The organism is Sphingomonas zeicaulis, from assembly GCF_050433225.1.
Taxonomy (GTDB): Bacteria; Pseudomonadota; Alphaproteobacteria; order Sphingomonadales; family Sphingomonadaceae; genus Sphingomonas_D; species Sphingomonas_D zeicaulis.
Map to the genome: position 1 here is coordinate 492,876 of NZ_JBNPXQ010000003.1, position 13,280 is coordinate 506,155.

Below are 13,280 nucleotides of genomic sequence, written 5' to 3' on the forward strand. Positions count from 1 at the left end.
GGTGTCGGCTCACCGGGCTGCGATCTGGCCAGTCGCCAGCAACGTCAACAGCACGCCGCCCAGGGCGACGCGATACACGACGAACGGCATATAGCTGGCCGTTGAGACGATGCGCAGAAAGGCGATGATCACGACATATCCTGTGACGAACGCGGTAACGGTCGCGACCGCCGTGGGCAATGCCATATCCGTATTGAATGTTTGCCAATGCCCCAGAAGCTGAAACAGGCCGGAGGCGAGCACCGCCGGAATTGCCAGCAGGAAGGAGTAACGCGCCGCCGCCTCGCGCGTGTAGCCGAGCAACAGCCCGGCGCTGATCGTGCCGCCCGAGCGCGAGACGCCGGGGATCAGCGCCATCGCCTGCGCCAGCCCCAGGACCAGCCCATGTCCCCAGCCAAGCCGATCGAGCCGCAGCCGGCGCGCGCCGACGCGATCGGCGATGCCCAGCACCACGCCGAACAGGATCAGCATCGCCGCCGTCAGATAAAGGTTGCGGAGATGGCCTTCGATGAGATCCTTGAAGGCAAGGCCGAGCAGCGCGATCGGCAAGGTGCCGACCAGGATCAGCCAGCCCATCCGCCGGTCCGCGGCGGCGCCGCGACGGCCGATGCCGAACTGCGCCAGCCAGGCCGTGGCGATCCGCCAAATGTCGCGCCGGAAATAGAGCAGCACCGCCGCCTCTGTGCCGATCTGGACCACGGCGGTGAAGGCGGCGCCCGGATCGCCCGACGCCAGCCAGGGTCCGGCGATGCGCAGATGCGCGCTCGACGAGACCGGCAGGAACTCGGTCAATCCCTGGATCAGCCCCAGCAGCAGGGCATCGATCAGGGTCATCGCCGGGAGATGCCCCGGCACAGTCGGTCAAACGGCACGTTCGGCATCGCTCGCATCGGCATCGGGCCGGCAGGCGGCCACTGTCCAAGCGCTTCGCCTAGCCGGTTCGCGCGCCAGGTCGAAGCGCCTGCCGACAGGTTGGGAATTATCAATCTTTTGGCGATCAAAGTTCGCGGATGATGCGGATGCCCACGCGCGGCCGGGCGACATCGCCGCGGTTGCGCTCGACGCCGAAGCCCGCCTGCACGTTGAACGCTGCCCCCAGCTTGCGGTGGATCTGCGGCATCACCAGCACGCCGCCCTCATGCCCGCCCTCGAAGTTGAACTCCACGCCCAGCACCGTCGCCGGATCGGTGTTGAGGAACAGCGACTGGTTGGCGATCAGCGCGTTGTGGCCGCGGCCCTTGCCAGGGGCGATGTCGCCAAGCCCGACCATGCTCATGCTGCTCACGCGGTCGCTGAAGCGGTGTCCGAGCATGTAGACAAGTGTGCTCGAATAATCGCCGCTGTGGCGATCATAGATGCCCAGATATTGCACGCCATGCGCGGAGCGGCCGCCGTTGAATGCGCCGAACGCCGCCTGCAGGCCGAGCTTGAGTTCGGTCAGCCGCCGGTTCTCGAACGGCAGCTCGAACTCGATCGCCATGCCGTCGGCGAAGGCATATTCGATCTCCGGCGCCCAAGCGATCGGATCGCCGCCCGAGAGCGGCGCCTGCGCCAGCGTGTTGACCTCCAGCTCGCCGCGTTTGGCGCCCAGCGGGCGCATCATGTCGAACACCATCGGCTCGGGGATGTCGGGATAGGATGACGCCGCGAGCGGCGCTACGGGAGAGGCGGCGAGGGTAAGGGCGAGCGCGCGCCGGATCGGCGCCGGGCGAAGCGGAAAAGGCATGGACGATCCCGTGCTGGAAGAGACCGTGCCGCTATCTACCGCCCGCGCCGCGAACGTGAAGAAGGCGCAAACAGCCTTGGGAATTATCAATGCCGGGCCGCCGGCGTGCCTCCGCCTCCCCTTCCCCGACAGGCCGTTCGCGTTGACGGAGCAAAGCGGCGATGTCACCCACTTGGAAACGGCGGGAGGATGAGATGAGCGACATCGAGGATCGCTTGCGCGCGATCGAAGACCAGCTGGCGATCTACCAGCTGGTCTCCGCCTATGGCTATGCGGTAGACGGCTGCAACGCGGAGGTCGTCGGATCGCTCTATGCCGAGGACGGCGTCTATGCCGTCGGCGACCTGCCGCCCTTCGAGGGCCGCGCGGCGATCGCCGCGATCACAGATGATCCGCAGCATCTCGCGCTGGTCGGCGCGGGCTGCGCGCATGTTTCAACCTTGCCGCATGTCGTGATCGACGGCGATCGCGCCACCGCGACGTGCCACACCCTGCTGGTGCAGAAAGCCGAAGGGGACGGATTCTTCGTCGGCAGGCTCAGCGCCTCGCGCATCGAGCTTTCCCGCAGGGCGGAGGGCGGCTGGCAGATAGACCATCGCCAAAACTGGCTGCAGACCGGCGACGGACTGGGCCCGGCACTGCTCGCGCGGTTGAAGGAGCCGCCCGCGCCGGGAAACTGAGCCCGAGGAAGCGGCGACTTGCGACGCAGGCGGTGACGCGCGGGCCAGAAACGTGCAAAGGGGCTGATGGGTGACGTGTTTGCCGCCGCCCGTTCCATCCACTCGGGGAGCCCCCGCAAGACCATGTCCTTCCGTATCGAACCGACCGCCAATCCGACATCCGACGCCGATCGCAAGGCGCTGGTCGAGGCACCCGCCTTCGGCCGCGTATTCACCGATCACATGCTTACGATGCGCTACACCGCCGATGCCGGCTGGTCCGATGGCGTCATCGCGGCGCGTGCGCCGCTTGCGATCGATCCGGCGGCCGCGGTCCTTCACTACGCGCAGGAGATCTTCGAGGGGATGAAGGCCTATTGGCTTGCGGACGGTACGGCTGCGCTGTTCCGCCCCGAGGCCAATGCCGCACGCTTCAACCGCTCCGCGGTGCGCATGGCGATGCCCGAACTGCCCGAGGAAGCGTTCGTCGAGGGCATCAAGCAGTTCGTTGCGCTGGAGCGCGACTGGATTCCCAGCGGCGACGGCGCATCGCTGTACCTGCGCCCCTTCATGTTTGCGACCGAGGCGTTCCTGGGCGTGCGCCCGGCGCGCGAATATCTGTTCGCGATCATCGCCTCGCCCGCGGGTTCCTATTTCAAGTCCGGCTCGGCCGGGCTGCGCCTGTTTGTGTCGCGTGAGCATGTCCGCGCCGCGCCCGGCGGCACCGGTGAGGCGAAGTGCGGCGGCAACTATGCCGGCGGGCTGATCGCGCAGTCGGTCGCGTCGCAGGCGGGCTGCGACCAGGTGCTGTTCCTCGACGCGCGCGAGCAGCGTTGGATCGAGGAACTGGGCGGCATGAACATCATGTTCGTGTTCGACGACGGTTCGATGGTCACCCCGCCGCTGGGCGGCACCATCCTGCCCGGAATCACCCGCGACTCGCTGCTCCAGCTTGCCCGCGATGCCGGCGTGACGGTGCGCGAGGAGCCTTATTCGATCGAGCAGCTCAAGACGGATGCCGCCTCCGGCAAGCTCGTCGAGGCGTTCGCCTGCGGAACCGCCGCCGTCGTCTCCTCGATCGCCACCTTCGTCGACGGTGACCGGGAAATCAGCCTGCCGACCGCGACGCCGCTGACGACACAGCTTAAGTCCGCGTTGCAGAGCATCTATGCCGGCACCGCGGAAGACCGCCACGGCTGGCTGACGCGGATCGCGTAACGCCGATCGACAGGGGCGTCGCCGTTACTGCGGCGCCCCGAACCCGCCGCCGCCGGGGGTGTCGATCACGAACACGTCGCCGGCCGCCATCTCCACGCTCTGGGTCGATCCAAGCACCTCCACCGAGCCGTCTGCGCGCCGCACGCTGTTGCACCCGAGCGCGCCCGGCGCGCCGCCCGCCAGCCCGAACGGCGGCACGCGGCGGCGGTTGGAGAGGATCGTCGCGGTCATCGGCGCGAGAAAACGGATGCGGCGGTGGACGCCGTCGCCACCGCGGTGACGCCCTGCCCCGCCCGATCCGCTGCGCGTCTCGAACGCCTCGATCAGTACCGGGAAGCGCCATTCGAGCACCTCGGGGTCAGTGATCCTGCTGTTGGTCATGTGCGTGTGCACCGCAGAGGTCCCGTCGAAATCGGGGCCCGCCCCGGCCCCGCCGCAGATCGTCTCATAATATTGGTGCCGCGCGTCGCCGAAGGTAAAGTTGTTCATCGTCCCCTGCGCCGCCGCCATCGTGCCGGTCGCGCCATAGAGCGCATCGGTGATGACCTGGCTGGTCTCGACATTGCCGGCGACCACTGCGGACGGATAGGCCGGGTGAAGCATCGACGCCTCGGGAATGATGAGGTCGACCGGCCTCAGGCAGCCATCGTTCATCGGGATATCCTCGTCGATCAGCGTGCGCATGACGTAGAGGGTGGCCGCGCGGCAGATCGAGGGCGGTGCGTTGAAATTGGTCGGCTGCTGGCCGCTGCTGCCGGTAAAGTCGATCCGCGCGCGTCGCGCTTCGCGGTCGATCGCGACGTCGACATGGACCTGTGACCCGTCATCCAGTTCATAGGTGAAGGCGCCGTCGGGCAAGCGCGTGAGGATGCGGCGCACCGCCTCCGCCGCATTGTCCTGCACATGGCCCATATAGGCGAGCACGACGTCCCGCCCGAACGCGGCAACCATCTTGCCGATCTCGGCAGCGCCGCGCGCGCAGGCGGCGATCTGCGCGCGGATATCGCCGACGTTGCGATCCGGATCGCGCGCCGGATAGGGGCCGGATGCCAGCGCGGTGCGGAACTCCGCCTCGCGGAAATGGCCCTGTTCGACGAGCAGGAAGGAATCGAACAGCACGCCTTCCTCATCGAGAGAGCGGCTGTCGGGCGGCATCGATCCCGGCGTGGTGCCGCCGACATCGGCATGATGGCCGCGCGCCGCGACGAAGAAGGAACATTCGCCGGCATCGTCGAACACCGGCATGACGACGGTGAGGTCGGGCAGGTGCGTGCCGCCCTTGTAGGGGTTGTTGACGAGGAAGACGTCGCCGTCGCGCAGGCCGACCGTGGCGAGCGCCTTGTCTCGCACCGCCTGGACGCTGTCCCCCATCGACCCCAGATGCACCGGCATGTGCGGCGCGTTGGCGATGAGCGCGCCGGTACCGTCGAACAGCGCGCAAGAAAAATCGAGCCGTTCCTTTATGTTGACCGACAGCGCCGTGTTCTGCAGCGCCTGCCCCATCTGTTCGGCGATCGCCATGAACAGGTTGTTGAAGATCTCCAGCCGGACGGGATCAAGCGCGGCCAGCCCCGCCTCTCCTTGCGGCCGCAGCGCTTCGACGCGCTCCATCACGATATCGCCCGTGTCGCGGCGCTCGATCGACCAGCCGGGCTCGACGATGATCGTCGCGGTATCGTCATAGAGAATCGCCGGGCCCGGCGTGGCCACGCCCACCGGCAGCGCCTTCCGCGGCATGATCCGGGTCGTGCGGATCGCGCCGGCCATGAAGGTCTCCACCATCCGCGCCGCCGCCTCTGGCACATGATCGGTGCCGAAGCTGGCCTGCGCCCGTTGCGAGGGCACGATCAGTTCGACCGAGACCGATTCCACGATCAGCGCCACGCCCGGCGTGGTGAAGCTGAAGCGTTGCTTGTACTGGCGCTCGAAATCGGCGCGTGCGGTTCCGGCATCGGCCTCCGCCACCTCGATCGCAGTGTCGGTGCCGCAGTAGCGCAGCATCAGGCTGCGGCGGTAGTGCGCCGCGCCGACGTCAAAGCCGTTCCCCTCGACATCCGCGCCGCATTCCTCCTGCAGTGCGTCGAGCAGTCGCGCCGCATCAGCCAGGCTGTCCGCCCCCAGTTCGGCCTCCAGCGCGCGCTGGCGGACGATGCGCTGGTCGGCAAGGCCGATGCCATAAGCGGAAAGCACGCCCGCCAGCGGGTGGACGAGCACATGGCGCATGCCGAGCGCGTCGGCGACCAGGCAGGCATGCTGCCCCGCGGCACCGCCGAAGCAGGACAGCACATAATCGGTCACATCATGCCCCTGCGCGACCGAGATCTTCTTAATCGCATTGGCCATGTTGTCGACCGCGATGGCGAGGAAGCCTTCCGCCAGTTCCTCGGGGGAGCGGCGCGGATGGCCCGCGGCGACGATCGCCTCTACAACCTCGACGAAGCGGTCGCGCACCACATCGGGGTCGATCGGCAGATCGCCGTTCGGGCCGAACAGGCTGGGGAAGCAATCGGGCTGGAGCTTGCCGAGCATAACGTTGCAGTCGGTGATGGTCAGCGGCCCGCCGCGGCGGTAGCAGGCGGGGCCGGGATCGGCGCCGGCGGATTCGGGGCCGACGCGCAGCCGGGTACCATCGAAGCGGCAGATCGAGCCGCCGCCCGCCGCGATCGTATCGATCGCCATCATCGGCACGCGTAGCCGGACGCCAGCGACGACCGTCTCCAGTGAGCGTTCCAGCGTGCCGGCATAATGCGATACGTCGGTGGAGGTGCCGCCCATGTCGAAGCCGATGACCTTTTCGAAGCCTGCGATCCGCCCGGTTTCGACCATGCCGACGATGCCGCCGGCCGGGCCGGACAGGATGGCATCACGCCCACGGAACGAGGTCGCGCCGGCAAGGCCGCCATTGGATTGCATGAAGGAAAGCGGCACGCCTTCCCCCAGCGCATCCGCCACCTGCCGCACATAGCGGTTGAGCACCGGAGAGAGATAGGAGTCGACCAATGTGGTGTCGCCGCGACCGACGATCTTCATCAGCGGGCTGACGCGGTTGCTGACCGAAACCTGCTGGAAGCCCAGTTCCTCCGCGATCGCGGCAATGCGTTCCTCATGCGCGGGATAGCGATAGCCGTGCATCAGCACGATCGCGGCGGCGGTGCAGCCGGCGTCGCGCGCCGCCCGCAGTTCGGCGCGGACATGATCCTCGTCGAGCGCGAGGAGGGTGTTGCCGTGGACGTCCACCCGCTCGCGCGCCTCGATGACGGAACGCTCCAGCCGATCGGGCAGCAGGATGTTGCGATCGAACAGCCGCGGACGGTTCTGGTAGGCGATGCGCAGCACGTCGCGGAAGCCCTGCGTGGTCACCAGCACCACCGGTTCGCCCTGCCGCTCGAGCAGCGCGTTGGTGGCGACGGTGGTGCCCATCTTCACGCTGGCGATGCGATCAGCGGGCAGCGGATCGCCCGCGGCGAGCCCCAGCACGTCACGAATGCCCTGGATCGCGGCATCCTTGTAGCGTTCGGGGTGCGCGGAGAGCAGCTTGCGGGTGACGATGCGTCCTTCCGGCGACAGCGCGACCAGATCCGTGAACGTGCCGCCGCGATCGATCCAGAAATGCCACATTGCCCTTCGTTCCCATTCCCTGTCCGCCTAGAGCCGCATAACCCCGTTCGGCGCCTGGCGCGACAGTGCCGAATGCAGGGCGGCGTATCGGACCCTGACCGGCATATAAAACCGTTATCGCGTGATTTTTAATCTATCGCTGGAAGATTCTCCGCAATCGCAGCATGGATGTCGCAGCGAACGAGCAGGAGCAAGCGATGAAGAGACTGGAGGGCAAGCGCGCCGTGATCACCGGCGCCGCCCATGGCATCGGCAAGGCGATCGCCGAGGCATTCGCGCGCGAAGGCGCCACGTTGATCCTCGCCGACATCGACGAGGCTGCCGTGACCGCGCTCGCCGAAACGCTGGGGCAGACGCCGGCGCGCGTCGATGTGGGCAAGAAGGCCGAGATCGACACGCTGTTCGCGCTGGTCGAAAGCCAGTGGGGCGGCATCGACATCCTCGTCAACAATGCCGGCGTCACCCATGCCTGCGACCTGCTCGACCTCGCCGAGGAGGATTTCGACCGCGTCTTCGCGATCAACCTCAAATCCGCGCTGTGGGCGACGCAGGCAGCGGGCCGGTTGATGCGGGCGGGCGCCGTCATCATCAACATGTCGTCGGTCAACGCGTTGCTGGGTATCCCCAACCAGATTCCCTACGCGCTGTCGAAGGGTGCGATGAAGCAGTTGACCAACGTCTCGGCGCTGTCGCTTGCGCCGCGCGGCATCCGCGTCAACGCGATCGGGCCGGGCACGATCCTGACCGAACTTGCCCGCTCGATCATGACCGACAAGGCCGCCGAGGACCGCATCCTCAGCCGCACCCCGCTCGGCCGCACCGGCGCGCCCGAGGAGATCGCCTCGGTCGCGGTGTTCCTGGCGTGCGACGAATCTTCCTACATCACCGGGCAGACCATCTACCCCGATGGCGGCCGGTTGGGGCTGAACTACACCGTGCCGATCGTGCGGGTGGAGTAAGCGGAGACGGGCCCTCTCTCCCAATGGGGAGAGGGCCGGCTACGCGCCCTGCATATAGGCCGCCGGCGCCTCCTCCAAGATCATCGTTTTGGCTTCGAGATAGGGGTTGAGCCCCTCGACGCCGCCCTCGCGGCCGAGGCCGGATTGTTTGAAGCCGCCGAACGCGATGGTGAAGTCCGTCTTGAAGCTGTCGTGCCCCACCGTCCCTGCGCGAACGCGCCGGCCGACGGCATAGGCGCGTTCGGGATCGTTGGTGAACACGCTGCTGTTGAGCCCATAGATCGTTTCGTTGGCGACGGCGATGGCCGCTTCCTCGTCGGCCACCGGGATCACGCTGAGGACGGGGCCGAAGATCTCCTAACGCTCGATGGTCGAGCCATTGTCGACATCGACGGAGACGGTGGCTCAATATAATAGCCGCGGTTGAGATGCGCCGGGCGGCCGCCGCCCGCCGCCAGCCGCGCCCCTTCGGCCTGCCACTGCCCGATCAGCGCCTCCACCCGATCACGCTGCCGCGCCATCGCCAGCGGCCCCATCTGGCTGGTCGCCTCGAACGGATCGCCGACGCGGATCCGGCCGAAGCTGGCGGCGAGCGCATCGACCAGATCGTCCTGCCGCCGCTCGCTGACGACGATGCGGGTGAGCGAGGAGCAGACCTGCCCCGTCATCAGCGGCGCGAAACGCGCGATCGTCTCCGCCGCCTTGCCGACATCATAATCGTCGAGGATCAGGGCGGGGGACTTGCCGCCCAGTTCCAGCGTCACCCGCGCGATGCGATCGCTGCAGATCGAAGCGATCCTGCGCCCCGCCGCGGTCGACCCGGTGAAGCTGACCTTGTCCACGCGCGGAGCGCGCACGAGCAGTTCGGAAACCTCGCGCTCGACGGTCAGCACGTTGACCGCGACGGGCCGGCAGCTAGACCTCCTCGCAGATCTCGGCGAACAGATAGGACGATGACAGTGCTTCGGGCGAGGTCTTGATGATCACCGTGCAGCCGGCGAGCAGCGAAGGGGTGATCTTCGCGGTCATCAACTGGTGCGGCGCATCCGCCCCACCAGCAGCGCGGCGCCCCGCGACCCGGCCCTGTTCGAGCACGCCGCACGTGCGCTGACCGTGCCGACCCTGCTGGTGCGCGGCGGACGCAGCCGCGTCGTCAGCCGTGAGGGCGCCGCGGCGTTTCTCGATCTGGTGCCGCACGCCGAATGGGTCGATGTGGCGGGGGCTGACCATATGGTCGCGGGCGATGCCAATAATGCGTTCAACGCCGCAGTGTTCGCCTTTCTCGACCGCCACGTACCTGCCAGCGCGCGCACCTAGACCCCGATCGCGCGCAAAGCCCGCTCGATGCCTTCGCGACCTGCCGACGGTGCGAACGGAAAGGCGCGCAGGAAGGCTGCGCCTGTCACCTGCGGATCGAGCAGCCGCGCACGCTCCACCCACATCGCGGCGCGATCCCCCTGCCCCGCGGCATGGGTGCCGAGCGCCGCGATCAGCGCGATGTGCTTGTGCGCACCGGGCGAGCGCGCCGCGCGTTCGCCCCATTCCGCGGCGCCCACCACGTCGCCCGCGAGCAGCGCGTTGACCGATCGCACCGCGAGCATCGCGTAGCGCAGCGGATCGAGCGGGCTTAGGCGCAGCGCCAGCGCGGCATGATCGTCGCTGTCCACCCCGCCCTGCGTCATTTCCGCCCAGGCCCGCGCATAGATCGCCTGCGCATAATTGGGGCTAAGCGCGATGCAGGCGCCGAGCCGCTCGATACTGTCGGTCATCGCACCGTCGAGCCAGAGCGCGCGGCCGAGATTGAGGTGCGCGAAGGGATCAAGCGGATCGCTGTGCAGTGCACGTTCGGCAAGCGCCCGCGCACGATCCGCCTTCGCCGGCCCATCGTCCGAATATTGCAGGAAGCAGTCCTGGAAGCAGGTGAAGGACAGGCCCGACAGCGCCCGCGAGAAATCGGGATCGAAGCCCAGCGCGCGATCGAACAGCGCTGCGGCACGCGCATTGTCGGCGCGGTTGAAGCGGAACATCAGGTCCAGCCCAAGATGATAGGAGGACCAGGCATCCAGCGCCGCGTCGGGCATGCGTCGTGCCCGATCGACCTCATCGCGCACAATGCGCGTTTCCAGATGCGCTACGATCTCGGCCAGGATCTCGTGGCGCAACGCCTGCAATTCGCCTTGCCCGGCGGTGAAGCGATCGGCCCAAAGCAGCGCGCCATCCACCGCACGCGCCAGTTCCACCGACAGCGTCACCCGATCCACCGCCACCGCCGCGGTGCCAGTGAGGCAATAGCGGACGTTGAGCGCCGCGCCGATCTCGGCGCAGTCCACGTCACGATCGCGAAAACGGAAGCTGGAAGCGCGCGCGATGACCAGCAGCCAGCGCAGGCGCGACAGATCGGCGATCAACTCGTCCGCCAGCGCCTCCGCCACGAATGCCAACGGACCGGCATCGCCGATGACGCGGAAGGGCAGCACCGCAATCGAGGGCCGTTCTTCCGCCGCAGGGGAAACCCGGTCGGACCGCACCGCGAACGCACCCGGAGGCCCGGCATCGAAGGTCACCGGATGGGTGAAGCGGAAGCCCCGGCCATGAATGGTGCGGATGAAGCGCTGCGCCTGCCCGTCATCCCCCAGCGCCTGCCGCGCCGCCTTCACCCGTGAGGCGATCGCCGCATCGGAGATGAATCGGCCGCCCCAGATCTTCTCGACGATCTCATCCTTGCCCACCAGCCGGTCGGCATTGCCCGCGAGCAGCAGCAGCAGTTGCAGCACCTGCGGTTGCAGATGGCGCGGCTGCCCATCCGCACGCAGCTCGAACCGGCCGAGATCGAGCTCGAACGCATCAAAGCGGAAGATCAATGAAGAGGATGACGACAAGAAACCCGCTTTCTCCATGAATTCTCCATACCGGGATCAAGCATGACAGCGGGGCAAGACTATGGCGACAGCAGAAGCCGATCGCATGATCCGGCAAAAGGAGAGTGATTATGTCTTCGATCGAACCCGTCGCCGCCCCCGCAGCGCCGACAATCAATCCGAACAAGGCCTTGTGGGAAAAGGGTGATTTTACCCGGCTGGCCGCAACGATGCGCGACAGCGGCGATGCGGTGATCGAATCGCTGGGCGTGCATCCCGAAATGGATGTGCTCGATCTCGGTTGCGGAGACGGCACCACCGCGCTGCCCGCGGCACAGCGCGGTGCGCGCGTGCTGGGCGTGGACATCGCCGCCAACCTCGTTGCCGCCGGCAACGCCCGCGCCGTGATGGGGAGCCTCGACAATCTGCGCTTCGAGGAGGGCGATGCCTGCCGGCTCGATGCGCTGGCGGACGACAGCTTCGATCTGGTGGTGAGCGTGTTCGGGGCGATGTTCGCGCCGCGGCCGATCGACGCCGCGCGGGAGATGGTGCGCGTCACGCGGCCCGGCGGGCGGATCATGATGGGCAACTGGATACCCGGCGATCCCACATTGATCGCGCGCGTGCTGCAAATCTGCGCCACCTACACTCCACCCCCGCCTGAAGGCTTTATCAGCCCCGTCACCTGGGGCCGCGAGGAGATGGTCCGCGAACGCTTCGCCGCCGCAGGCATCCCGGACGACCGCATCGACTGCACCCCCGCCACCTACACCTTCGACTATCCCGGACGCCCGCACGATTTCCTGGCGATCTTCCGCGATTATTACGGCCCGACGATGAACGCCTTCGACGCGGCAGAACGCAACGGCAGACGCGCGGACCTGCAGGCCGAACTGGAGGCCCTGTTCGAACGGGAGAATCGCGGCGATGCGAATCGGACGATCATTCCCGCGACCTATTTGAGAGTGATCGTGCGGACATAGGCTGAGGGGGTGCGCGCCCGGCTTCGGCCGGGCCGCAGCACTTCAGCGATCGACGCCCTCAAGCCCCAGCCACTGCGCCATGCGCTCCAACGTTTGCTGCAGCGCCTCCGGCGCATGATCGGGCGCGTCCGGCTCGAAATGGATGGCGCGCGCGATCAACCGGCCGGCCTGCCGATCGGCCTTCAGGTCGACCCGCGCCACCAGCCGGTCATCGAGCAGGAAGGGCAGCACATAATAGCCGTGGAGGCGGGCTGGCGCCGGCACATAGATCTCGATGCGATAGCGGAAGCCGAACAGCCGCTCGGCGCGGTCGCGCTCCCAGATCAGCGGATCGAACGGCGCAAGCAGCGCCTGCGCCTCGATCCGGCGAGGATGGCGGGCATCGCGGTGCAGCCAGGCATGGCGCCAGCCGGGCACGTCGACGGGAATGAGCACCCCCTCCTCCGCCAGCGCCTGGACCGCGGGGCGTGCCTCCTCGGGCGACTGGCGGAAATAGTCGCGCAGCTCGCGTTCGGTGGCGATGCCGTGCGCCATCGCGGCGCGTTCGATCAGCGCCCGGTGCGCAGCGGCATCCGTCGGAGTCGGCAGCGCCAGCACCTCCGCCGGGATGACCCGCTCGGTAAGGTCATAGACGCGCTCGAAACTGCCACGACGTGTGGCGGTGGTGATGTGACCCGCCCAGAACAGCCATTCGAGCGCGCGCTTGGTGTCGCTCCATTCCCACCACCCCGATTGCCCCTTGTGCGCCTCGAAATCGGACGCGGCGAGTGGACCTTCGTCGCGGATGCGATCGAGCAATGCCATGGCCTCCGCCCGTCGATCGACGGCGTAGGTGCGCATTGCGCGCCAGCCGGTCTCGCCGCGATCGGCCTGCGCCATGCGCCAGCGCAGTAATGGGTGGAGATCAAAGGGCAGCAGCGAGGCTTCGTGCGCCCAATATTCGAATAGCGCGCGCTTCCGCTTCGGCCCCCAGGCGAGCGCATCGAGATCCGCGCGGTCATAGACGCCGAGGCGCGAGAATGCGGGGAGATAATGCGCGCGGGCAAGCACGTTGACGCTGTCGATCTGGTGCAACGCCAGCCGGTTCAGATTGCGCCGCAAATGGCCAGCGCCCGGCGCATCCGGCTGTTTTGTGCCAAAGCCTTGCGCGGCAAGGGCGATCCGCCGCGCGAGCGGCAACCCGATGCGCTCTACCTTCATCGCCGCCGACAGCTAAACGGCCGGGTGGCACGTGGCAACCGCCGGCCGCGAACGACGTG

Annotated in this window: 14 protein-coding genes; 6 read left to right on the plus strand and 8 right to left on the minus strand. The window is 67.6% G+C overall.

Annotation, left to right across the window (positions count from 1 at the left end; all coding sequences use genetic code 11):
- Positions 1–9: 9 nt before the first annotated feature.
- Together FHS96_RS14960 and FHS96_RS14965 are read right to left on the minus strand one after the other, a co-directional pair.
- Positions 10–834, minus strand: coding sequence for an undecaprenyl-diphosphate phosphatase (locus FHS96_RS14960; RefSeq protein WP_429592936.1), 825 nt, complete (start codon positions 832–834; stop codon positions 10–12).
- A 163-nt stretch (positions 835–997) separates the two neighbouring features.
- A complete protein-coding gene (locus FHS96_RS14965; protein WP_429592939.1) occupies positions 998–1,726 on the minus strand; it encodes a hypothetical protein in 729 nt (242 codons plus the stop codon).
- On the opposite strand from FHS96_RS14965, the gene FHS96_RS14970 reads away from it, so the two are divergent.
- From FHS96_RS14970 to FHS96_RS14980, 3 genes are all read left to right on the plus strand, one after another.
- Positions 1,725–1,919: a hypothetical protein gene (locus tag FHS96_RS14970; RefSeq protein ID WP_429592942.1), complete on the plus strand. Its 195-nt coding sequence runs from the start codon at positions 1,725–1,727 to the stop codon at positions 1,917–1,919. The two genes, FHS96_RS14965 and FHS96_RS14970, sit on opposite strands and share 2 nt — an antisense overlap.
- Before the next feature lies 1 nt (position 1,920).
- Positions 1,921–2,406: a nuclear transport factor 2 family protein gene (locus tag FHS96_RS14975; RefSeq protein ID WP_429592945.1), complete on the plus strand. Its 486-nt coding sequence runs from the start codon at positions 1,921–1,923 to the stop codon at positions 2,404–2,406.
- 66 nt (positions 2,407–2,472) lie between these two features.
- Positions 2,473–3,603, plus strand: a complete 1,131-nt coding sequence (locus FHS96_RS14980; protein ID WP_429592948.1) for a branched-chain amino acid aminotransferase — start codon at positions 2,473–2,475, stop codon at positions 3,601–3,603.
- Between the two features lie 24 nt (positions 3,604–3,627).
- Here the strand turns inward: FHS96_RS14980 and FHS96_RS14985 are convergent, their stop codons facing one another.
- Positions 3,628–7,221: a hydantoinase B/oxoprolinase family protein gene (locus FHS96_RS14985; protein WP_429592951.1), complete on the minus strand. Its 3,594-nt coding sequence runs from the start codon at positions 7,219–7,221 to the stop codon at positions 3,628–3,630.
- A 197-nt stretch (positions 7,222–7,418) separates the two neighbouring features.
- Between FHS96_RS14985 and FHS96_RS14990 the strand changes: the two genes are divergently transcribed.
- Positions 7,419–8,180 (plus strand): SDR family NAD(P)-dependent oxidoreductase, encoded by a 762-nt coding sequence (locus tag FHS96_RS14990; RefSeq protein ID WP_429592954.1) that lies wholly within the window; start codon positions 7,419–7,421, stop codon positions 8,178–8,180.
- 39 nt (positions 8,181–8,219) lie between these two features.
- On the opposite strand, the gene FHS96_RS14995 is transcribed toward FHS96_RS14990, so the two are convergent.
- From FHS96_RS14995 to FHS96_RS15005, 3 genes are read right to left on the minus strand one after another with little or no spacing between them, the layout of a single operon-like run.
- Complete coding sequence (locus FHS96_RS14995) at positions 8,220–8,504, minus strand: aldehyde dehydrogenase family protein (protein WP_429592957.1); 285 nt, start codon at positions 8,502–8,504, stop codon at positions 8,220–8,222.
- A 5-nt stretch (positions 8,505–8,509) separates the two neighbouring features.
- Positions 8,510–9,073, minus strand: a complete 564-nt coding sequence (locus FHS96_RS15000) for an aldehyde dehydrogenase family protein (RefSeq protein ID WP_429592960.1) — start codon at positions 9,071–9,073, stop codon at positions 8,510–8,512.
- 22 nt (positions 9,074–9,095) lie between these two features.
- Complete coding sequence (locus tag FHS96_RS15005) at positions 9,096–9,209, minus strand: aldehyde dehydrogenase family protein (protein WP_429592963.1); 114 nt, start codon at positions 9,207–9,209, stop codon at positions 9,096–9,098.
- Positions 9,210–9,215: 6 nt separating this feature from the next.
- On the opposite strand from FHS96_RS15005, the gene FHS96_RS15010 reads away from it, so the two are divergent.
- On the plus strand, positions 9,216–9,497 hold the full coding sequence (locus FHS96_RS15010) for an alpha/beta fold hydrolase (protein WP_429592966.1): 282 nt from the start codon (positions 9,216–9,218) through the stop codon (positions 9,495–9,497).
- Here the strand turns inward: FHS96_RS15010 and FHS96_RS15015 are convergent.
- The gene (locus FHS96_RS15015; RefSeq protein WP_429592969.1) at positions 9,494–11,077 is read right to left on the minus strand and encodes a winged helix-turn-helix domain-containing protein; all 1,584 of its coding nucleotides are present in this window, start codon (positions 11,075–11,077) and stop codon (positions 9,494–9,496) included. The genes FHS96_RS15010 and FHS96_RS15015 overlap by 4 nt on opposite strands.
- Positions 11,078–11,169: 92 nt before the next feature.
- Here FHS96_RS15015 and FHS96_RS15020 point away from each other — a divergent pair, with 92 nt between their 5' ends.
- A complete protein-coding gene (locus tag FHS96_RS15020; protein ID WP_429592973.1) occupies positions 11,170–12,021 on the plus strand; it encodes a class I SAM-dependent methyltransferase in 852 nt (283 codons plus the stop codon).
- Positions 12,022–12,063: 42 nt separating this feature from the next.
- Here FHS96_RS15020 and FHS96_RS15025 read toward each other — a convergent pair whose 3' ends face one another.
- Positions 12,064–13,221, minus strand: coding sequence for a winged helix-turn-helix domain-containing protein (locus FHS96_RS15025; protein WP_429592976.1), 1,158 nt, complete (start codon positions 13,219–13,221; stop codon positions 12,064–12,066).
- Positions 13,222–13,280 lie beyond the last annotated feature (59 nt).

What these genes read in the sequence shown, in the direction of transcription:
- FHS96_RS14960 (WP_429592936.1), bottom strand. Translation starts at nt 834, where the DNA reads ATGACCCTGATCGATGCCCTGCTGCTGGGGCTGATCCAGGGATTGACC.
- FHS96_RS14970 (WP_429592942.1), top strand. Translation starts at nt 1,725, where the DNA reads ATGGACGATCCCGTGCTGGAAGAGACCGTGCCGCTATCTACCGCCCGC.
- FHS96_RS14965 (WP_429592939.1), bottom strand. Translation starts at nt 1,726, where the DNA reads ATGCCTTTTCCGCTTCGCCCGGCGCCGATCCGGCGCGCGCTCGCCCTT.
- FHS96_RS14975 (WP_429592945.1), top strand. Translation starts at nt 1,921, where the DNA reads ATGAGCGACATCGAGGATCGCTTGCGCGCGATCGAAGACCAGCTGGCG.
- FHS96_RS14980 (WP_429592948.1), top strand. Translation starts at nt 2,473, where the DNA reads ATGGGTGACGTGTTTGCCGCCGCCCGTTCCATCCACTCGGGGAGCCCC.
- FHS96_RS14985 (WP_429592951.1), bottom strand. Translation starts at nt 7,221, where the DNA reads ATGTGGCATTTCTGGATCGATCGCGGCGGCACGTTCACGGATCTGGTC.
- FHS96_RS14990 (WP_429592954.1), top strand. Translation starts at nt 7,419, where the DNA reads ATGAAGAGACTGGAGGGCAAGCGCGCCGTGATCACCGGCGCCGCCCAT.
- FHS96_RS15005 (WP_429592963.1), bottom strand. Translation starts at nt 9,209, where the DNA reads ATGACCGCGAAGATCACCCCTTCGCTGCTCGCCGGCTGCACGGTGATC.
- FHS96_RS15015 (WP_429592969.1), bottom strand. Translation starts at nt 11,077, where the DNA reads ATGGAGAAAGCGGGTTTCTTGTCGTCATCCTCTTCATTGATCTTCCGC.
- FHS96_RS15020 (WP_429592973.1), top strand. Translation starts at nt 11,170, where the DNA reads ATGTCTTCGATCGAACCCGTCGCCGCCCCCGCAGCGCCGACAATCAAT.
- FHS96_RS15025 (WP_429592976.1), bottom strand. Translation starts at nt 13,221, where the DNA reads ATGAAGGTAGAGCGCATCGGGTTGCCGCTCGCGCGGCGGATCGCCCTT.